The following is an 18,500-nucleotide window of genomic DNA, read 5'->3' as shown; positions in this document are numbered from 1 at the left end:
ACCGCTCGAACCGGCGGCCGACTGCGTGCGCCGAAAATTCAGTGCCGATCGCCGCGCCACTGCCCGGGCGCGAGTCCGAACCGTTTCGTGAACGCGTGCGTGAACGCGCTCTGATCGGCGAATCCGACTTCGCCGGCAATATCGGTCAGCGAACGCTTCGGATTCCCTAGCAATACGACAGCGGCGTCGAGCCGCAGCCGTTGCAGATAGCGATGCGGCGTTTCGCCGAAAGCGTCGCAAAAGAGCTGATGGAAACGCCGCATGCCGAAGCCGCAGTGGGCGGCGAGATCGGCGATTCGCAGCGGCTCCGCGAGATGCGCGCGCAGCCAGCGGTCGATCCGCGCGAAGTCGAGCCCGGCGGCCGGCCGCGGCGACGCGCCGCCCAACTCGCCGACGAGCGCACCGCAGAGGCGCGCGGCCGCCTGCCAGTGGAAGCGCCGGACCGACGCGACGTCGACGCGCGGCTCGGGTGCGACGCGCGACGCGAGTTCGCCGACGAGCGTTGTGAGACTCGGATCGATCGGCGTCGTCTTTGCGCGCTCGAACAGCCGCTCGGGCACCGCGAGCGATCCGAGCGGCAGGTCGAGCACCAGTTGGCTGTTGTTGCCGAGCCCCGCGTATTCGTGCCGCGAGCCTGCCGGAATCAGCCAGGCGGAGCGGCAGTCGATCCTTTCGTCGGCGCCGTCGACCGTCATCGTCATCGAGCCGTCGACGCCGAGCACGATCTGATGGAAGTCGTGCACGTCCGACTCCTGCATGGCGCTGTAGCGGCGCAGCGAGAGCGTCGGCGAAGCGAGGCGGGCCATGATGCGGCGACGATCGATGGTCGTCGACAACGGAGCGATGCCGGCGTCAGACGTCGAGCAGCTCGACTTCGAACACGAGCGTCGCGTTCGGCGGAATCACGCCGCCCGCGCCGCGCGCGCCGTAGCCGAGTTGCGGCGGGATCGTCAGACGGCGCACGCCGCCCACCTTCATCCCTTGCACGCCTTCGTCCCAGCCCTTGATGACCATGCCGCCGCCGAGCACGAACGCGAACGGGTCGTTGCGGTCCTTGCTCGAATCGAACTTCTGACCGTCGGTGAGCCAGCCGGTGTAGTGGACGCTCACCGTCTGGCCCGCGCTCGCTTCGGCGCCCGCGCCTTCGGTCAGGTCTTCGTATTTGAGGCCCGATTCGGTAGTGACGACTGCCATGAAATGCTCCTGAAGGAAACGAAATGATCGTTATTGTAGGGGAGCCGCGCGATCTCGGCCGGATTTCCCGGCGCGCGCGGCTTGGCGGATTCGCGCGATGCGGCCGAAAAGCGGTCCGAGATTGCGTTTACGAGACGGGGCAATAGCGGGCACAACTACGCCGAAACGTCCGCCACACCTGGCTCTGCGGCGCGCCTCACGGCGCTTTGCGGCCGCCCGTCGTTTGGAAGGCCGCCACTAACACGCGCCTTGCTTATCCGCGCATCCTCGCCATATTGTTTCAGTTATTAATGTAAAGGTTGGCGGCCGAACTGCGAGCGTGCGGTGGCCGGCGCCGCGTGACTCGGCAGGTGCCGACGGTATGCGGCGGCCGGTGCGCGAGCGACCCGGCGTCGAACCGTCGAATTGCGCGAGCCTTTCGCCGGCGGATGCGACGCCGGCCGGCCTGACCCGCATCGACACGGCCAACGATCGCTCAGATAGGAGACATCGATGAATCAACCCGCGAAGTCGACGGACCCCGTGTTCGTCATGCCCGTGCGCCGCGACCTGCGCTTCCATCTGCCGGTCGAGCGTGCGACGAATTGGCACGGGCAGGGCTCGCAAGTCTCGCATTTCTTCAACGCGCTGTCGCTGCTGTTTCCGGCGGGCGAACGCTTTTTCATGGATTCGGTGCGCAACTACCGCGACCGGATCGACGATCCCGTGCTGAAAAAGCAGGTGCTCGGCTTCATCGGTCAGGAGGCGATGCACACGCGCGAGCACATCGAGTACAACGAACTGATGCAGGCGAACCGCCTGCCCGCACGCAAGCTCGACAAGCGCGTGTGGAAGGTGCTCGGCTGGCTGAAGAAGGTGCTGCCGCATTCGGTGCAACTCGCGCATACGGTCGCGGCCGAGCACTACACGGCGATGCTCGCGAACTGGTTGCTGTCCGATCCGGCCGTGTTCGCCGGCTCGCACGAAGACTACAAGCAGATGTGGCAGTGGCACGCGCTCGAGGAAACCGAGCACAAGGCAGTGTCGTTCGACGTGTGGAACGCGGTGATGAAGCCTGGTCCGAAGCGTTATCTGATTCGCGTCGGCATTTTTCTCATGACGACGCTGACGTTTTGGCCGACCGTGTTCCTGCTGCATACGCGCCTGATTCGTTCGGACCGCTACGCGGATCATCGCGTGCGCGGCCTCTGGCGCGTGAGCAAGCTGCTGTACGGACCGCGCCACGGGATGTTCCCGAGCATCGCGCGCGAATGGCTGAGCTTCTTCCGGCCGGGCTTCCATCCGTGGGACCACGACAATCGCCATCATCTCAAACGCGTCGACGGCATCGTCGCGGCGACGCAGGCGCGCGACGCGCAGACGCTGCCGCCGATCGATCTCGACCGCGCGAAGCCGGCGTGAGCCGGCGCGATCGGCCGGGCCGTCGCATTTGACAGCGCGCCCGATGGCGCGTCGCCGCCTGCGATGGCCGCGCGGCCATCGCATGTCGCACGGCGCTCGTTTGCGCGTCGTCGGTTTTCCAGGCCGGTTCCGCACGCGCTCGAAGGCAATGAGAAAAATTTCACGAGCGCAGCATTTTTTCTCGTCACGCAGCGAAATTTCGACGCTTGACCTTTGCGCGCGTGGCCGGTCTCGCGCGCTTGTGTCGAAGGACGAACGCATGCGTTTCGCCTCGCGCACGCGTATGCGACGATCGCGGGCACACGCGTGAAGTGATCAGGGATGGGCGACATCGCACGTTGCGAGTTCGGGGTGGTCGATTCATCCGTTGTTTTTCAGTTCGACGAAGCCGTGACCACCCGGCGCAGGCGCGCGATGGCGGCGACGGGAAAGCGCTTTCCGTGATGCGGATTCGCGGCCGGCACAGACTGGCGCGTTCGGCGGCTTCGTGCCGCCATGCCGTTGAATCGGTCTGTCGCCCTTTCGTTTCTCCGTGTCGTCGAGTCATTCGGCGATGCTGCTGCCTGCCGCCGACCTACCGACCTACCGACCTACCGATTCGCCGACCCGTCGATTCGTCGACCGCCCAAGCCGCCCACGCAGCTCAACTTGCCCAAAGCCGCTCGTCCGTTCCAAATCGGCCGAAGCTCCACCACCTCACGGCGTTCAGACCGCGCCAACCGCCCCAATCCGCCGCTTATTGGGATCCGCCATCATTTTTCTTGCAATGATCCAAAAATGGACTAATCTTGTTAGTAGATTCATTTTGAGACTAACCGCCATGTCCCATCCCGCTCTGAAGCCGCTCCCGAATCCGCCGGAGGCGACGGTCGCGCAAATGTCGGCGGCCGGCCTGCGTGCATTCTTCAACATCGCGCGCGACTGGGATCTGTCGACCGACGAGCAGATCGTCCTGCTGGGCTCGCCCGGCCGCTCGACGTTCTTCAAATGGAAGGCGTCGCCGCAAACCGCGCGTCTCACGCACGACACGCTCGAGCGCCTGTCGCTCGTGCTCGGCATCTACAAGGCGCTGCAGATCCTGCTGCCGCAGCCGGCCGCGGCGGACGCGTGGGTCAAGCGTCCGAACGACGCCGTGCCGTTCAACGGCAAACGCGCGCTCGACCGGATGCTCGCGGGGAACATCAGCGATCTCGTCGCGGTGCGGCAATATCTCGATGCGACGCGAGGCGGATGGGCGTGAATTTCCCCGAACGGCAGACGAACTGGCCCACCGCGGCGCTTCACTGGATGCCCGCCTATCGCGTGATTCCCACGCGCTTTCCCGCGATCAACCTGTTCGACCGCGTGGCGTCGGCCGAGGATTTCGACGCGCTCTACGCGCTCGAGGCGCTGACCAACGACCGCGTGCGCACCGAAGTCGGCGTGCTCGGTCTCGTGCCGCCCGACGAGCGCCGCTTCGGGCCGGGCTACGGGCCGATCATGGCGGCGTTCACGCACCTGAATCCGAACGGCAGCCGTTTCTCGGACGGCAGCTATGGCGTGTTCTATTGTGCGCACACGCGCAATACGGCGATCGCGGAGACGCGCTACCACGCGTCGCTGTTCCTTGCCGCGACGAAAGAGCTGCCGATGCGTCAGCAGATGCGTCTCTACACGGTGGTCGCGCAAGGCAGGGTCGCCGACGTGCGCGCGTGGCGCGAGCGCGATCCGGCGCTCCTCGATCCCGTCGACTATACGGCCGGCCAGGCATTCGGCCATGCGGTGCGCGACGCGGGCGGCGCGGGCATCGCGTATCCGTCGGTGCGGGATCCGGGCGGCGAGTGTCTCGCGGCGTTCAGGACGACGCTGTTGCGCGATTGTCACCATGCCGCGTATCTCGAATACAACTGGAACGGCGCGTCGATCGACGCGGTGTTCGAGCTGAATCAGGTCGGCTGAGCGCGCGGGCCGGGCACGACGCCGCTCGGCGGCGGCGCGGCGGCGCGCACCGAGGCAGTCGAATCGCGTCAAGGCAGCGGGACGTCGGCCGCGCTCTGGTGGCGTGCGGCCGCGACCGACAGCGACCAGCATTTGCCGCTTTTCGTGTCGAGCAGCGTGAGCCGGCCCGACGGATCGAACGCGCCGGTGTCGATGAAGGTCTGCGCGCCGATGCGCACGACGTCGTGCATCGGCGTGTGCCCGCAGTAGGTGGTCGACAGGCCGTTCTGCCGCGCGGCCGGATCGGTGCGCCCGTACGCGAGCTCGCGGCCCCACAGCAGGCGCGTGATCACGTCCGGCGCGTAGTCGCCGCGGTCGAGGTCGGCATCGCTGCCGAAGAATTCCGCGTGCAGCACGTTGAAGCGCTCGTTGCCGTCGCCGACGACGCGCACGAGCGGCAGCTCGCGCAGCCGCCGTGCGTGGCGTTCGAGCGTCTCGGCGGGCAGATCGACCGCCCAGTCGCCGCCGATGCGCTGCCAGACGCTCATCGGCAGCCTGCCGGCGGCGACCGAGCACAGCACGTCCTCGTGATTGCCGAGCACGCAGTGGAACCACGGGCGGTCGAGCAGCGCGAGCGCCGCCTCCGACTGTGCGCCGCGGTCGACGAGGTCGCCGACCGAGAACAGCCGGTCCCGCGCCGGATCGAAGCGCACGGTGTGCAGCAGCACGCGCAGCGGGTCGACGCAGCCGTGCAGATCGCCGACGACGAAATCGCGGCCGGCATGGTTCGCGGTATGGCGACGGATCAGGGGAGCGGTGTCCATTCGCCCATCTTAGGACACAGCCGCGCTTGGCGCAGCGAGACAACATGACGATAATCGCTGCGACGCGACGCGACGCGACGCGACGCGACGGCGTGAACTTTCACTCGACTTTCGAAGATCCCGGCGAGAAACCATGACGTTCTATCCGCAAGTGCTGCGCAATCGCCCGCGCATGGTGATCGCGGTCGCCATCGGCGCCGCGCTCGGCCTGCTGTTCCCTTACCCGCTTCGGCCGTTCGCGCGCATTCTGATCGGTTGGGATTGCACGATCTGGCTGTATCTCGTGCTGATGTGGGTGAGGATGGTACGCGCACATCATTACAAGGTGCGCGAGATCGCGATGCGCGAAGACGAGAGCGCGACGATCGTGCTGACCATCATCTGTTTTGCAACGGTCGCGAGCATCGCCGCGATCGTGCTCGAGCTCGTCAGTGTGAAGAGCGTCGGATTTCGTTCGGGCCTCGGGCACTACGCGGTGACGGGCGCGACGATGTTCGGCGCGTGGTTCCTGATTCCGACGATCTTCACGCTGCACTATGCGCGGCTCTACCATCTGTCGCCGAAGGAAGCGCGCGCGCTATCGTTTCCGGATCGCGAATTCGAGCCCGATTATTGGGATTTCCTGTACTTCTCGTTCACGATCGCGGTCGCGTCGCAGACGTCGGACGTATCGCTGCGCGGCCGGTCGATCCGGCGCGCGGCGCTCGCGCAGTCGATCCTGTCGTTCTATTTCAACATGGCGGTACTCGGGCTGTCGGTCAACGTCGCGGCGGGGCTGCTGAGCTGAAATCGAAGGATCGGACGTTGCATGCTGCGTCAGTCGCGCATTCGCGCATATACCGCGGCGTCCGGGCGATTTTCGTAATATGCAGCCGAATCCTTGCATTTCCCGGATGCGCTGCCGAATCTGCAGCCAGGAGGCTGCATATGAACACATCGACCGATCGTATCGAAAAGCGGATCGTGCTGCACGCGCCGCGCTCGCGGGTGTGGCGCGCGCTGACGAACGCCGATGAGTTCGGCGTGTGGTTTCGCGTCGACCTGACAGGGCAGGCGTTCGAAGCGGGAGCGCGCGTCGAAGGCCGCATCACCTATCCCGGCTATGAGCATCTGGTGCTGCGGACGTGGGTCGAGCGGATCGAGCCGGAACATCGCTTCTCGTATCGCTGGCATCCGGCCGCGGTCGATCCCGCGGTCGACTACTCGCAGGAGACGCCGACGCTCGTCGTGTTCGAGCTCGCCGGCGCCGAAGCCGGCACGCTGCTCACCGTCGTCGAATCGGGCTTCGACAAGCTGCCGATCGAGCGCCGCGCGGACGCGTTCCGGATGAACAGCGGCGGCTGGGACGAGCAGATGAAGAACATCGCCGCGCATGTCGACGCGCGCTGACGGGCGGCCGTCGCGCGCGCCGCTCAAGCGCGCGCAGCTGCGCGATTGCGCGGCGGTGTTCGCCGCGCTCGGCGACGAAACCCGCCTGCGGATCGTCGCCGCGCTGTGCACGGGGGCGGCGCTGTCGATCGCGCAGATTACCGCGGGCACCGACATCACGCGACAGTCGGTCACGCAGCATCTGCAGGTGCTTGCGGAAGCGGGGCTCGTGCGCGACACGAGGGTCGGGCGCGAGCGGCTGTGGCGCTTCGAGCCCGCGCGAATCGACGCGGCGCGGGCGGCGCTGGAAGCGATCGGGCGGCAGTGGGATCAGGCGCTGCTGCGGCTCAGGCAGGCCGTCGAAGAATGACGGCAGCGCCGCTCGCCATGCTTACTCGACGCGTTCGGCGACCGGCATCGCGGCTTCCTCCGCGAGCGACGGGTAATTGGTGAGTTCGCGCGCATCGCCGTCGAACAGCGTCTCGCGCCGATGCGCATTCCACGGCGCATGCTGCCGGATCCGCGCGGGCAGATCCGGATTCGCGACGAACGGACGCCCGAACGCGATCAGGTCGGCCCAGCCTGCGGCGATCGCCTCGCGTGCACGCCCCGCCGTGTATTTGCCCGCGTAGATCATCACGACGCGATAGGCGGCGCGCAGCCGCTGCTTGAACGACACCGGCATGTGCGGCGCGTCGTCCCAGTCGGCTTCGGCGATGTGGATGTAGCCGACGCCGATTTCGTCGAGCAGCTTCGCGGCCGCGGCATACGTCGTCTCGGGATCGGCGTCGACGCAGCCGTTGAGCGTCGTCAGCGGCGCGAGACGGATGCCGACGCGCGCGGCGTCGCCTGTGCCTTCGATCAGCGCGCGCGACGCCACCGAGGAAGCGCAGCGGTTCTCGAGCGAGCCGCCGTATGCGTCGGTTCGCATGTTGGCGTTCGAATCGATCGAGGCGGCCGCTCAGCGCCGTTAGCGCGAGCGCGCCGAGCGTGACCGTGCCTGCGATCCGCGGCGTGTGGCCGAGGCCGGCGTGCGCGACGACGAGCCCGCCGAGCGACGAATCGCCCGCGACGCCGAGATTGAATGCGGCGATGTTGAATCCCGATGCGACTTCCGACGATCGAGGCGCGAAGTGCCGCGCCTGCTTGACGCCGTAGTCTTGCAGACCCGGCGCGTTACCGAACGCGACGGCGCGCCAGGCGAACATCGTCGATATCGCGAGCGCCGCGTGGTGGACGGTGAAGGTCAGCGCGAACAGCCCGACCGAGAGCGGCAGGAAGATGCGCTTCAGCGCGCCGACCGGGCGGAGACGATCCGCGAGCTTGCCGCCCCAGACGTTGCCGGCCGCGACCGACACGCCGTAGGCGACGAGCGCGAGACTCGCCTGCGACGGCGTGAAGCCCGCGATCTGCTCGACGAACGGCGCCATGAACGTGAACGCGATCAGCGAGCCGCCATAGCCGATCGCCGTCATCGCATAGACGAGCAGGAGCCGCGGATGCGCGAGCGCACGGGCCCGCTCGACGAGCGGCGCGGGGCGCGCATGCGGGAGGCTGCGCGGGATGAATTCGAGCGCGCCGACGAGCGCGACGCCGCCGAACGTTGCGACGACGACGAACGTCGTGCGCCAGCCGAAGTGCTGGCCGATGAAAGTGCCGAGCGGAATGCCGGCGCCGAACGCGACGGTCATTCCGCTGAACATCGTCACGATCGCGCTTGCGGTCTTGTCCTTCGGCACGAACGTCGTCGCGATCACGGAGCCGATCGAGAAGAACACGCCGTGCGCAAGCCCGGTCAGCACGCGTGCGACGATCAGCGGCTCATAGCCGGGCGCGCGCCATGCGACGAGGTTGCCGATCGTGAAGAGCGCCATCAGTGCGGTGAGCAGCGTCTTGCGCGGCACGCGGCCAGTCAATGCGGTCAGCAGCGGCGCGCCGACAGCGACGCTCAGCGCGTAAAGGCTCACGAGCAGCCCGGCGGACGGCAGGCTTACCCAGAGAGCGGCTGCGAAGGTGGGAATCAGGCCGGCATCACGAACTCGGCCGTGCCGATGGCGAAGGCGCTGAGCGTCAGCGCGAGGAGGGCGACGGGCATGATGGCGGTTCCGGCATCGATGGAGGCGAAGCGGAGCGTGCGCCCTTTACTTTTGATGAATAAGCGGTCTATAAGCGAAATACTTTTGATTTGAAATCAAGCATGAAAATCACGCTCGACGAATTGCAGACATTCGCGATCGTGGTCGACACGGGATCGATCACGGCGGCCGCGCAGCAGCTTGACCTGACCGTGTCGGCGACGAGCCGTACGCTCGGCCGGCTCGAGAAGAAGATGCAGGACGCTGCTGCGCCGGACGACGCGTCGTCTGGAACCGACCGAGGAGGGACGCGCATTCCTGCAGAACGCGCGTGCAATCATCGAATCGGTCGAGCGTGCGGAAGAACAGATGGCTGCGCGTCGATGCCGCGACGCCGTTCGTGCTGCATGTCGTCGTGCCGCTCGTAAACGGCTATCGCTCGCGCTATCCCCACGTCGAACTGGAGCTCAACAGCAACGACGAGATCATCGATCTGCTCGAACGCCGCACCGACGTCGCGATCCGGATCGGTCGCCTGAAGGATTCGACGCTGCATAGCCGTGCGATCGGCAGCAGCCGGGTGAGGCTCCTTGCGAGCCCTGAGTATCTGGACGCGCACGGACTCCGCGGCGTGTCGACGACCTCGGCAAGCACGCGCTCCTCGGCTTCAACCAGCCGGAATCGCTGGATCAGTGGCCGGTGCTCGCGTGGGACGGCGAGCCGTACCGGATCGCGCCGGCGCTGACGTCGTCGAGCGGCGAAACGCTCTGGCAACTCGCGCTGCAGGGTGCGGGAATCGCTTGCCTGTCCGGCTTCATGACCGCGGGAGACCCGCGACGAAGGGCGGCTCGTGCAATTGCTTCCACGCCTGACGTGCGAAGTGTTGCAGCCGATTCACGCGGTTTATTACCGCAATACGGCGATCTCGTCACGAGTCGTGTCGTTCGTCGATTATTTGGCTGACGAAATGAAACGCATCGGATTACAACGCGCGTGATGCGAAAATGTCGCGCGTCGAATCGGCAAGCGCATCGAGCCTGTGGCGAGATGCGCTTTCATTCTTTTTTGGCGCGCATTCAATGCGGCGCAGCGCTTTCCAGTCGTGCAAACAAACATAACCGCATGCGAAGCGGCACACTTCGATCCACGTATTTATTTAGATTGCCAAAAAAGACATCAACAAACGCTTAAATAACTACTTCGGCCTTATTCTTCGATCGCGCTGAAATCGTGCAGGTATATTCTGGAAGTGATCTAAGTAATTCCACGGGGAATTTCATCTAGCCTATCAATCAACGAATGCGGCGACGAACGACGCGCATTCGAGCCGACGCCGCACAACACGCACCCGCCTGTTCGATGCGCGCTCGCCGGCGTTGCATCCGAGCGCGGGCGCGCCGCTCCATCGACAGATCGGCGGCGCATCGGCAGAACGATTCGAACAAGCAGTCAGCAGTCTGAGAGAAAGCAGCAAGCAGTCAAACGACGAGGGGCCGGTAGTCGTTGACGAACGGACGTGCATCGCAGGCGCGCATGCAGGGTCGTTCGCTCGTCTGCCGGTGCGCAATGCCGCCTGAATCTCGAAGGTGCCCGTAAAGAGACATCGCAAAGAGGATTCAGTCAGATGGCCAGACACATCGTTCAAGCAATCCAGTCTCATGCGTTCGGCACGCCGTACAAATGCGCGTTGTCCGATTCACGCGGCAATCTCAGCTACGCCGATCTCGACCGTTTCAGCACCCGTTTCGCGATGCGTCTGCAGGAGCTGGGCTGCCGCCCGGGCGATCGCGTCGTGATGCTGGCGAGCCGCCGCGCACTGTTGGTCGCGGCGATCATCGGCGTGTTCAGGGCGGGCTGCGTACATGTGCCGCTCGATCCGCGCCTGCCGGCCGACCGTCTGCGCTACATTCTGCACGACGTTGCGCCGACGCTCGTGATCGCCGACGAGGACTCGACCGACGCGCTCGAGCACGCGCTGCCGTCCGCTGCGCCGATCCTGCCGGTAAGCGCGCTCGAGCGGCTCCTCGCCGACGACGATTCGGCACGGCTCGATGCGCTCGTGCAGCCGCTGCCGCTGCCGCCGCTCGACGAAACCGCGATCGCGTACTGCATCTACACATCCGGCTCGACCGGCCGCCCGAAAGGCGTGCTGATCAACCACCGCAGCATCGCCGATTTCTTCGAAGGCACGCGCGTCGTCTACGACGTCACGTCGCAATCCCGATGCGCGAGCTTCTCGCCGCTGCATTTCGACGTGTATCTGATGGACATGCTGTTCCCGCTCGCGCAGGGCGCGTCTTTGTACGTGCACGACGACGTGAACGCGCCCGACTTGCTGTTCGACGCGATTCGCACGCACGACGTCACGCATTTCTCCGCGTGGGGCATGATGCTCGGCTTGATCGCGCAGGCGGGCGAATTTGAGACCGCGCCGCTGCCGCACCTGAAGACGATCCTCACCGGCACCGACGTGCCGGACGTGAAGACGATCCAGCGCTGGCTCAGGAAGAACGCGGGCGTGCAGGTGATCAATGCATACGGTCCGACCGAGGCGACCTGCGCGTCGACTGCGCACGTGATTCGCGAGATCGAGCCCGAGCGGCGCGCGCTCTATCCGATCGGCAAGCCGCTCGAACACGTGCGGGCGCTGCTCGTCGACGAGCGCGGCGAGCGGATCACGGCGCCAGGCGTGCCGGGCGAGCTGATGATCGGCGGCACGCAGGTGATGCAGGGCTACTGGAATTTGCCGGAGGAGACGGCGGCGCGGCTCGTTCGTCTGGACGGCGTGCCGTTCTATCGGACGGGCGACGTCTGCACGTATCTCGCCGACGGCAGCCTGTACTACATGGGCCGCAAAGACAACGAAGTGAAGATCGGTGGCTATCGAATCCATTTGAGCGAAATCCAGCGGGTCATCAACAGCGTGCCGCACGTGTACGGATCGGAGGTCGTGCTGCTCGAATCGCGCTACGGCGAGACGCTGCTCGCCGCCAGCGTGCTGTTCGAGCGGGGCGCGTCGCTCGATGCCGACCTGCAGGTCGATGAGATCAAGCAACGCCTCGCAGCGGAGCTGCCCGCCTACATGATGCCTCGCCACGTCACGGTTCTCGAGCGGTTTCCGCAGTTGTCGTCGGGAAAGACGGATCGCAAAGCGCTTCTGTCGATATTGCAACAACGCATCAACGAAAGTAACCAGGAGGAAATGAATTCATGAAAACCGAAACGATGTTGATTCAGATTCTGGAGAGCGTGATTGGCGCCAAGAAAGTGACGGGCGATGCCCGTTTTCTGGACATCGGCGGCAATTCGCTCAATCTCGTCGAAGTACTGAAGCAGATCAAGGCGAAAACGGGCGTCGCGCCGTCTCCGAGGCTGTTCTTCGACAAGACGCGCTCGACGGTGATGGCGTTGAGCGCCGAAATCGACGCATTGCGCGAACTCAGCAACACGGCGGCCCCGGTCGCGGGCTGATCCGGAGGGCGTTTCACGAGCCGCGCGAGCGGCGGCCGCGACAAGCGGATTTTTCAGGACATGGCGCCTTGCGCCATATTTAGGAGAACTGATATGCAAAAGCGTTTTCACCTGTCGGAAGCCGAGCAGAAGTTCTTTTACGAGAACGGCTATGCCGGTCCGTTCACGCTGTACGAGCCGGAAGAAATGACCCGTGTCTGGGAAGACGTGCGAATGGATCTGCTCGACGTGACGAGGGCGGCGTTCCCGAACAGCAAGCTCAACTACGACCGCCATCTCGACATGCCCGCGCTGAACCAGATCATCAGTCATCCGAAGATCGTCGACCGGATCTCGAGCATCCTCGGCCCGGACGTGCTGAGCTGGCGCACCGAATGGTTCCCGAAATATCCGGGCGACGAAGGCACCGACTGGCACCAGGCCGAGAGCTTCGTCGAGTTCGAGGGCACCGAGAAGCTCGAGCCGACGGCGGCCGAAGAAGGGCACCCATGGGAGCTGACCGCGTGGGTGGCGATGAGCGAGGCGACGAAGGAGAACGGCTGCCTGAAGCTGATGCCGGGCAGCCACCGCACCTGGTACTTCGACGAGAAGCGCAACATCCCGTTCGAGCCGGAGAACTTCAACAAGCGCGTGCTCGACGACGGCCAGAAGTCGGGCTTCTACGGCTACGACTACGAGAAGCTGAAGCTCGATCCTGACTGGAAGCCGGATGAGGCGCGTGCGGTGCACATGGAAGTGAAGCCGGGCCAGTTCTTCATCTTCACGTCGCGCTGCATGCACGGCTCGAATGCGAACACGAGCAAGGATTCGGTGCGCTTCGGCTGGGCCACGCGCTTCGTGCCGACCCACGTCAAGGTCTACTCGGGCCAGGACTCGTTCCACCACTTCGGTGAAGTGCTGCCGCTCGAGCGCTACGCGACGGTGCTGGTGGCGGGCGAAGACCGCTATGGCCATAACCGCGTGACGAAGCCGCTCGCCGCCGTGGCGGCGCTCGCTTAAGCGATGGACGGTGCCGACATGAATGCATGCGAGGCCCGCTGGTTCCTGTTCGGCGCCGACGAACGGAAGCCCGACGCGCGAATCCGGCTGTTCTGCTTTCACTATGCAGGCAGCGGCGGGTCGATCTTCCGGCACTGGGCCGCGTCGCTGCCGGACGAGGTCGAGCTCGTCGCCGTGCAGATGCCCGGCCGCGAGAATCGTCTGAACGAGCCGCTCCTGTACTCGATGGACGAAGTCGCATCGCCGCTCGTCGACGCGCTCGCACCGCTGCTCGATCGGCCGTTCGCGTTCTTCGGGCACAGCACGGGCGCGCTGATCGGCTTCGAGGTCGCACGGGTGCTTCGCGCCCGTGCTCACTCGCAGCCGCGGCTGCTGATCGCGTCCGCGCAGAACGCGCCCGACGTGAAGCCGGAGGTGATTCGACATCGGCTGTCGGACGCCGAGTTCGTCGAGGTGCTGCGCGGCTGCAACGGCACGCCCGATGCGATTCTGGAGGATCCGGCGCTGCTCGAGCTGCTGCTGCCGCGGATTCGCGCGGACGGCGCGGTGTTCGAGACGTATCGCTACGAGCGGCAGGCGCCGCTCGATTGCCGGATCGTCGTCTTTCACGGCGTCGACGACGGTCTCGTGCACGACGACGGGCTCGCCGGCTGGGTGCGCGAGACGCGCCAGAGTTTCGCGCGCTACCGGTTTCCCGGCGACCACTTCTTCATTCACGACGAAGAGGCGTCGGTGCTCGAACACATCAACCGCGAGCTCGAGCCGCTCTTGAGCGACGCGAGCTCCACTCTAATCGGATAACAGACAAATGGCGCAGTGGAATTCAGATGGCGAGCTGTTCGCGCTGATGCGCGCCGAGCTCTCGACCTGTCCCGTCAGCGACGTGATGGAGCAGCTCGGGTTCGCTGACCCGATGCTGCCGCCGGAGATCCGCCCGCTGCGTCGCGACATGGTGATGATCGGCCGCGCGATGCCGGTGCAGGACGAGCCGCCCGTGCCGCACGGCGGCCTCAAGCGTTACGACGCGAAGCCGTTCGGACTGCTGTTCGAATCGGTCGAGGCGCTACGCCCCGGCGAGATTTACATCGCGAGCGGCGGTCCGACCGCAGTCGCGCGGCTCGGCGATCTGCTGATCTCGCGCGCACGCAAGCTGGGCGCGGCGGGCGTCGTGCTCAACGCGCACCTGCGCGACGCGAACGCGATTCTCGATCTGAAGCTGCCGGCGTTCGCACACGGCTCGTACGCGTACGGACTGCAAGGCCGTCACAACGTCGTCGACTATCGCTGCTCGATTACTGTCGGCCACGTTCGGATCCGGCCCGGCGATCTGGTCTTCGGCGACGGCGACGGCGTCTGCGTGATTCCGCGTGAAGCCGAGCAGGAGGTCATCAAGCGAGCGATCGTGAAGAGCCGGCTCGAGCGCAAGGTTCGGGACGCGATCGCAGAAGGCCGCAGCGTCGTCGACGCATTTAATCAATACAACGTCATGTGAGGAGCGTAACAGCGATGAAAGCGAGCTATGTGTGGAAGAACGGCGAACTGGTGCCGTGGGAGCGCGCGCAGATACATGTGATGAGCCATGCGCTGCATTACGGGACCAGCGTGTTCGAGGGCGTGCGCGCATACGAGATCGGCGACAAAGCGGCGATTCTCTGTGGCCGCGAGCACTTCGAGCGCTTGCTGTTCAGCTGCAAGGTTGCGCGGATTCCGTCGCCGATGAGCGTCGGGCAGTGGATGGAAGCCACCGTCGAGACGTTGCGCGCGAACGGTCAGCGCAGCGCATACATCCGGCCGCTCGTCTATCGCGGCGCGGGCGAATCGCTCGGACTCGATGCGCGGCAGTGCCCGGCCGAAGCGCTGCTCGTCACCATGCCGTGGGGCGCGTATCTCGGCGACGAGGCGCTCCAGCAGGGCGTCGACGTGCAGGTCAGCAGTTGGCGGCGCAACGGCTCGGGTGCGGCGAGCACGCTCGCGAAGATTGGCGGCCAGTACGTCAACGGTCAGGCGATCGTGATGGAGGCGCACGAGAACGGGATGAGCGAGGGCATCGCACTCGACGCGAACGGCTTCGTCAGCGAAGGCAGCGGCGAGAACGTGTTCCTCGTCTACAAGAACGAGATCTTCACGCCTTCGATCGGCAGCAGCATCCTGAGCGGCATCACGCGCAATTGCGTGATCCGGATCGCGCGCGACCTCGGCTACACCGTGACCGAAACGAGCATGCCGCGCGAAATGCTGTATCTCGCCGACGAGATCTTTTTTACCGGGACGGCGGTCGAGATCTGCCCGGTGCGCTCGGTCGACAGGATGCCGGTCGGCAGCGGCAAGCGCGGCCCGGTGACGAACGCGATCCAGGATCAGTACTTCGGCATCGTGCGCGGCACGCATGCGGACAAGTGGAACTGGCTCACGCCCGTGCCGGTGCCGGCACGCGACGGAGCACGGTCATGAACGCACGTGAATCGGCGGCCGATTCGCCGTGGCTGATCGTCCATGCGGCGCGCAACGCGCGCGTGCGTCTCTTCTGCTTCCACTACGCGGGCGCGACCGCGTCGATCTTCCGGACGTGGCCCGGCGCCTTGCCGGATTGGGTCGAAGTCGTCGCGGTGCAACTGCCCGGCCGCGAGTATCGGCTCGGCGAGCCGTTGATCGAGCAGGCGGAGCCGATCGTTGCGGCGCTCGCGGAAACCGTGCCGCCGCTGCTCGATCTTCCCTACGCGTTCTTCGGCCACAGCATGGGCGCGCTGATCGCGTTCGATCTCGCACGCTTGCTGCGCGCGCGCGGTTTCGCGACACCATCGCTGTTCGTCGCGTCGGGTCGCAGCGCGCCGCGCTTCAAATGGCGGGACGCGGGCATCCAGACGCTGCCCGACGACGCGTTCATCGCCGCGGTGCGCGATTACAACGGCACGCCCGACGCGCTGATCGCCGATCCGGTGTTGCGCGACCTGTGGCTGCCGCGGCTGCGCGCTGATCTGACGATCTCGGCGATGTACCGCTACGTCGAGGCGCCGCCGCTCGATTGCCCGATGCTCGTGCTGCACGGCTCGAACGACGGCCTCGTCAGCGATGCCGGGCTCGAAGGCTGGCTCGCGGAGACGAGCGGGCTCGTGCGTTACGCCGGGTTTTCCGGCGGCCATTTCTTTATGCACAGCGAAGAAGACCGCGTGCTTGCCGAAGTCGGTCGCGAACTGGAGCGTCTGCTCGCGCACGACGCGGCGGGCGGGCCGAGCGGCACGCGCGATGCGACGGCGCACGTGCGTCATTTGACGGAGGAGAGCGAAACATGAAGAACAAGTCATCGCGAACGCGCGTGGCGATCCTCGGATCGGGCAGCATCGGCCTCGATCTGATGTTCAAAATCAAGGCATCCGAACAATTCGATCTGAAGTTTGTCGTCGGACGCAATGCGCAGAGCGAAGGTCTCAAGCTTGCGCGAAGCTGCAACGTCGAGACGTCGAGCGACGGGCTCGACTTCCTGAAAGAGCACGAGAACGCGTATGACCTCGTGTTCGACGCGACGTCCGCCGCCGCGCACAAGCTCAACAATCGCTTCTTCTCGGGTGCGGACAAGTTCGTGATCGACCTGACGCCGGCGAAGCTCGGACGCCTGTGCGTACCGTGCATCAATCTGGACGACATGGGCGCCGAGCAGAACGTGAACCTGATTACCTGCGGCGGGCAGGCGAGCCTGCCGCTCGCGTACGCGTTGAAGCAGGCGGTCGACGAGATCGAGTACCTGGAGGTGGTGTCGGCGATCGCGTCGCGCAGCGCAGGCATCGCGACGCGCGAGAACATCGACGAGTACATGACGACGACCGAGTACGCGCTTGCGAAGTTCAGCGGTGCGAAGAAGACGAAGGCGATCCTCAACATCAATCCTGCCGAGCCCGGCGTGCGGATGCAGACGACGCTCTATGCGTATGCGCGCTATCGAGATTTCGACCGGGTGCGAGCGTGCGTCGCCGACATGGTCGAGAAGGTTCGCGAATACGTACCCGGCTATCGGCTCGTCGTCGAACCGCTCGAGAGCCAGGGCAGGATCACGATCGGCCTGACGGTGCGCGGGCGCGGCGACTATTTGCCCGAGTACGCGGGCAATCTGGACATCATCAATTGCGCGGCGCTCGCGGTCGCTTCGCATCGGCATGCAACCGCCAGACAAGGAGCCACACAATGATACTGATCAGCGATGCGACCTTGCGCGACGGCAACCACGCGATTCGCCATCAACTGAGCGCCGCGCAGATTCATGCGTATGCGCGCGCGGCCGACGACGCGGGCATCGACGTCGTCGAAGTCGGGCATGGCAATGGCCTCGGCGGCTCGTCGTGCCTGCTCGGGCAGACGCCTATTGGCGATCGCATGATGCTCGAGACCGCGCGCGCCGCGCTGCGCACGAGTCGGCTCGGCGTGCATTTCATTCCTGGGCTCGGCAAGGCGGCGGATATCGCGCTCGCGCTCGAGACCGGCGTCGACGTCGTGCGCGTCGCGACGCATTGCACCGAGGCGAACGTATCTGCGCGCTTCATCGAGCAGACAAGGCTCGCCGGCCGGACGGCGTTCGGTGTGCTGATGATGTCGCACATGGCGCCGCCCGACGTGTTGCTCGCGCAGGCCCGGCTGATGGAACGTTATGGTGCGCAGGCGGTGGTGCTGATGGACAGTGCCGGCTATTCGACGCCGTCGCTCGTGCGCGCGAAAGTCGAATGTCTCGTCGACGGCCTCGACATCGACGTCGGCTTTCACGCGCACAACAACCTCGGGCTCGCGGTCGCGAACAGTCTCGTCGCGCTCGAAGCGGGCGCACGCATCGTCGACGCATGCGTGAAGGGCTTCGGCGCGGGTGCGGGCAACACGCAGCTCGAGACGCTCGTCGCCGCGATGGAGCGGGAGGGGCACGACACGCGCACGACGTTCGAGCTTGTGATGACGCTCGCGCGCAGCACCGACGCATTCCTGAATCCCAAGACGGCGCACATCCAGCCGGCGAACATCGCGAGCGGGCTGTACGGACTCTTCTCCGGCTATGTGCCGCACATCCAGAAGGCGGCGCAGGAGTTCGACGTCAACGAGTTCGAGCTGTACAAGCGGCTCGCGGAGCGCAAGCTCGTCGCCGGACAGGAAGACATCATCATCGAAGAGGCGAGCCGGCTCGCGCGCGAGCGGGACGCACAGCGCGCGACCGACGGCGTGCGGATTCGCGAGCTGTCCGCGTAGGCGCGCGGGCGCTGCTTCACATGATCGAACG

The 18,500-nt window shown here is 65.6% G+C and carries 19 protein-coding genes and 3 pseudogenes; 17 read left to right on the top strand and 5 right to left on the bottom strand.

The window, feature by feature from the left end; genetic code table 11:
• Nucleotides 1-38: 38 nt before the first annotated feature.
• Nucleotides 39-806, bottom strand: coding sequence for an AraC family transcriptional regulator (locus WS70_RS28760; protein WP_059598563.1), 768 nt, complete (start codon nt 804-806; stop codon nt 39-41).
• A 46-nt stretch (nt 807-852) separates the two neighbouring features.
• On the bottom strand, nt 853-1,194 hold the full coding sequence (locus tag WS70_RS28755; RefSeq protein WP_059472727.1) for an FKBP-type peptidyl-prolyl cis-trans isomerase: 342 nt from the start codon (nt 1,192-1,194) through the stop codon (nt 853-855).
• Nucleotides 1,195-1,686: 492 nt separating this feature from the next.
• On the opposite strand from WS70_RS28755, the gene WS70_RS28745 reads away from it, so the two are divergent.
• The 4 genes from WS70_RS28745 to WS70_RS28735 all read left to right on the top strand — a co-directional run bounded on the left by WS70_RS28745 (nt 1,687) and on the right by WS70_RS28735 (nt 4,533).
• Complete coding sequence (locus WS70_RS28745; RefSeq protein WP_059598564.1) at nt 1,687-2,595, top strand: metal-dependent hydrolase; 909 nt, start codon at nt 1,687-1,689, stop codon at nt 2,593-2,595.
• Between the two features lie 321 nt (nt 2,596-2,916).
• On the top strand, nt 2,917-3,039 hold the full coding sequence (locus WS70_RS33495) for a hypothetical protein (RefSeq protein WP_257791898.1): 123 nt from the start codon (nt 2,917-2,919) through the stop codon (nt 3,037-3,039).
• 376 nt (nt 3,040-3,415) lie between these two features.
• A complete protein-coding gene (locus tag WS70_RS28740; RefSeq protein WP_059472729.1) occupies nt 3,416-3,835 on the top strand; it encodes an MbcA/ParS/Xre antitoxin family protein in 420 nt (139 codons plus the stop codon).
• Nucleotides 3,826-4,533 carry an RES family NAD+ phosphorylase gene (locus tag WS70_RS28735; protein WP_059598565.1) on the top strand — a complete coding sequence of 236 codons (708 nt, stop codon included), beginning with the start codon at nt 3,826-3,828 and terminating at the stop codon, nt 4,531-4,533. Before WS70_RS28740 ends, WS70_RS28735 begins: the two co-directional genes overlap by 10 nt.
• Nucleotides 4,534-4,601: 68 nt before the next feature.
• Here WS70_RS28735 and WS70_RS28730 read toward each other — a convergent pair whose 3' ends face one another.
• Nucleotides 4,602-5,336: a metallophosphoesterase gene (locus WS70_RS28730; protein ID WP_059598566.1), complete on the bottom strand. Its 735-nt coding sequence runs from the start codon at nt 5,334-5,336 to the stop codon at nt 4,602-4,604.
• Nucleotides 5,337-5,469: 133 nt separating this feature from the next.
• Between WS70_RS28730 and WS70_RS28725 the strand changes: the two genes are divergently transcribed.
• From WS70_RS28725 to WS70_RS28715, 3 genes are all read left to right on the top strand, one after another.
• Entirely contained in the window at nt 5,470-6,123 is a 654-nt protein-coding gene (locus tag WS70_RS28725) for a DUF1345 domain-containing protein (protein WP_059598567.1), read from the top strand.
• A gap of 140 nt (nt 6,124-6,263) precedes the next feature.
• Complete coding sequence (locus WS70_RS28720; protein WP_059472733.1) at nt 6,264-6,725, top strand: SRPBCC family protein; 462 nt, start codon at nt 6,264-6,266, stop codon at nt 6,723-6,725.
• On the top strand, nt 6,709-7,074 hold the full coding sequence (locus tag WS70_RS28715; RefSeq protein ID WP_059472734.1) for an ArsR/SmtB family transcription factor: 366 nt from the start codon (nt 6,709-6,711) through the stop codon (nt 7,072-7,074). The genes WS70_RS28720 and WS70_RS28715 overlap by 17 nt, the downstream gene beginning before the upstream one ends.
• Before the next feature lie 21 nt (nt 7,075-7,095).
• Here the strand turns inward: WS70_RS28715 and WS70_RS28710 are convergent.
• Both WS70_RS28710 and WS70_RS28705 read right to left on the bottom strand, forming a co-directional pair.
• Nucleotides 7,096-7,653, bottom strand: a pseudogene (locus WS70_RS28710) (oxidoreductase); the annotation flags it as partial.
• A pseudogene (locus tag WS70_RS28705) lies at nt 7,649-8,799 on the bottom strand (MFS transporter); the annotation flags it as partial. The pseudogenes WS70_RS28705 and WS70_RS28710, both read right to left, overlap by 5 nt.
• A gap of 102 nt (nt 8,800-8,901) precedes the next feature.
• On the opposite strand from WS70_RS28705, the pseudogene WS70_RS28700 reads away from it, so the two are divergent.
• The 10 genes and pseudogenes from WS70_RS28700 (at nt 8,902) to dmpG (ending at nt 18,469) form a co-directional block, all read left to right on the top strand.
• Nucleotides 8,902-9,776: pseudogene (locus WS70_RS28700) on the top strand (LysR substrate-binding domain-containing protein).
• Nucleotides 9,777-10,403: 627 nt separating this feature from the next.
• Nucleotides 10,404-11,993 carry an amino acid adenylation domain-containing protein gene (locus WS70_RS28690; RefSeq protein WP_059598569.1) on the top strand — a complete coding sequence of 530 codons (1,590 nt, stop codon included), beginning with the start codon at nt 10,404-10,406 and terminating at the stop codon, nt 11,991-11,993.
• Complete coding sequence (locus WS70_RS28685) at nt 11,990-12,250, top strand: acyl carrier protein (RefSeq protein WP_059472737.1); 261 nt, start codon at nt 11,990-11,992, stop codon at nt 12,248-12,250. The genes WS70_RS28690 and WS70_RS28685 overlap by 4 nt, the downstream gene beginning before the upstream one ends.
• Before the next feature lie 93 nt (nt 12,251-12,343).
• Nucleotides 12,344-13,249, top strand: coding sequence for a chlorinating enzyme (locus WS70_RS28680; RefSeq protein ID WP_059472738.1), 906 nt, complete (start codon nt 12,344-12,346; stop codon nt 13,247-13,249).
• A gap of 3 nt (nt 13,250-13,252) precedes the next feature.
• Entirely contained in the window at nt 13,253-14,050 is a 798-nt protein-coding gene (locus WS70_RS28675; protein WP_059472739.1) for a thioesterase II family protein, read from the top strand.
• Between the two features lie 7 nt (nt 14,051-14,057).
• On the top strand, nt 14,058-14,741 hold the full coding sequence (locus WS70_RS28670) for an RraA family protein (RefSeq protein WP_059472740.1): 684 nt from the start codon (nt 14,058-14,060) through the stop codon (nt 14,739-14,741).
• 14 nt (nt 14,742-14,755) lie between these two features.
• Nucleotides 14,756-15,700, top strand: coding sequence for a branched-chain amino acid transaminase (locus WS70_RS28665; RefSeq protein ID WP_059472741.1), 945 nt, complete (start codon nt 14,756-14,758; stop codon nt 15,698-15,700).
• The gene (locus WS70_RS28660) at nt 15,697-16,539 is read left to right on the top strand and encodes a thioesterase II family protein (RefSeq protein WP_059598570.1); all 843 of its coding nucleotides are present in this window, start codon (nt 15,697-15,699) and stop codon (nt 16,537-16,539) included. The genes WS70_RS28665 and WS70_RS28660 overlap by 4 nt, the downstream gene beginning before the upstream one ends.
• A complete protein-coding gene (locus WS70_RS28655; protein WP_059472743.1) occupies nt 16,536-17,429 on the top strand; it encodes an acetaldehyde dehydrogenase (acetylating) in 894 nt (297 codons plus the stop codon). The genes WS70_RS28660 and WS70_RS28655 overlap by 4 nt, the downstream gene beginning before the upstream one ends.
• Nucleotides 17,426-18,469, top strand: a complete 1,044-nt coding sequence (dmpG, locus tag WS70_RS28650; protein ID WP_059472744.1) for a 4-hydroxy-2-oxovalerate aldolase — start codon at nt 17,426-17,428, stop codon at nt 18,467-18,469. The genes WS70_RS28655 and dmpG overlap by 4 nt, the downstream gene beginning before the upstream one ends.
• The last annotated feature ends 31 nt before the right edge of the window (nt 18,470-18,500 follow it).

The sequence above is a fragment of the Burkholderia mayonis genome (genome assembly GCF_001523745.2).
Taxonomy (GTDB): domain Bacteria; phylum Pseudomonadota; class Gammaproteobacteria; order Burkholderiales; family Burkholderiaceae; genus Burkholderia; species Burkholderia mayonis.
The sequence above is the reverse complement of the archived record's forward strand: the minus strand, read 5'-3'. Positions and strand labels throughout refer to the sequence as shown.

Bases quoted from the DNA above. Each gene is read 5' to 3' on its own strand.
- WS70_RS28760 (WP_059598563.1), bottom strand. From the start codon at position 806: ATGGCCCGCCTCGCTTCGCCGACGCTCTCGCTGCGCCGCTACAGCGCC.
- WS70_RS28755 (WP_059472727.1), bottom strand. From the start codon at position 1,194: ATGGCAGTCGTCACTACCGAATCGGGCCTCAAATACGAAGACCTGACC.
- WS70_RS28745 (WP_059598564.1), top strand. From the start codon at position 1,687: ATGAATCAACCCGCGAAGTCGACGGACCCCGTGTTCGTCATGCCCGTG.
- WS70_RS33495 (WP_257791898.1), top strand. From the start codon at position 2,917: ATGGGCGACATCGCACGTTGCGAGTTCGGGGTGGTCGATTCATCCGTT.
- WS70_RS28740 (WP_059472729.1), top strand. From the start codon at position 3,416: ATGTCCCATCCCGCTCTGAAGCCGCTCCCGAATCCGCCGGAGGCGACG.
- WS70_RS28735 (WP_059598565.1), top strand. From the start codon at position 3,826: ATGGGCGTGAATTTCCCCGAACGGCAGACGAACTGGCCCACCGCGGCG.
- WS70_RS28730 (WP_059598566.1), bottom strand. From the start codon at position 5,336: ATGGACACCGCTCCCCTGATCCGTCGCCATACCGCGAACCATGCCGGC.
- WS70_RS28725 (WP_059598567.1), top strand. From the start codon at position 5,470: ATGACGTTCTATCCGCAAGTGCTGCGCAATCGCCCGCGCATGGTGATC.
- WS70_RS28720 (WP_059472733.1), top strand. From the start codon at position 6,264: ATGAACACATCGACCGATCGTATCGAAAAGCGGATCGTGCTGCACGCG.
- WS70_RS28715 (WP_059472734.1), top strand. From the start codon at position 6,709: ATGTCGACGCGCGCTGACGGGCGGCCGTCGCGCGCGCCGCTCAAGCGC.
- WS70_RS28690 (WP_059598569.1), top strand. From the start codon at position 10,404: ATGGCCAGACACATCGTTCAAGCAATCCAGTCTCATGCGTTCGGCACG.
- WS70_RS28685 (WP_059472737.1), top strand. From the start codon at position 11,990: ATGAAAACCGAAACGATGTTGATTCAGATTCTGGAGAGCGTGATTGGC.
- WS70_RS28680 (WP_059472738.1), top strand. From the start codon at position 12,344: ATGCAAAAGCGTTTTCACCTGTCGGAAGCCGAGCAGAAGTTCTTTTAC.
- WS70_RS28675 (WP_059472739.1), top strand. From the start codon at position 13,253: ATGGACGGTGCCGACATGAATGCATGCGAGGCCCGCTGGTTCCTGTTC.
- WS70_RS28670 (WP_059472740.1), top strand. From the start codon at position 14,058: ATGGCGCAGTGGAATTCAGATGGCGAGCTGTTCGCGCTGATGCGCGCC.
- WS70_RS28665 (WP_059472741.1), top strand. From the start codon at position 14,756: ATGAAAGCGAGCTATGTGTGGAAGAACGGCGAACTGGTGCCGTGGGAG.
- WS70_RS28660 (WP_059598570.1), top strand. From the start codon at position 15,697: ATGAACGCACGTGAATCGGCGGCCGATTCGCCGTGGCTGATCGTCCAT.
- WS70_RS28655 (WP_059472743.1), top strand. From the start codon at position 16,536: ATGAAGAACAAGTCATCGCGAACGCGCGTGGCGATCCTCGGATCGGGC.
- dmpG (WP_059472744.1), top strand. From the start codon at position 17,426: ATGATACTGATCAGCGATGCGACCTTGCGCGACGGCAACCACGCGATT.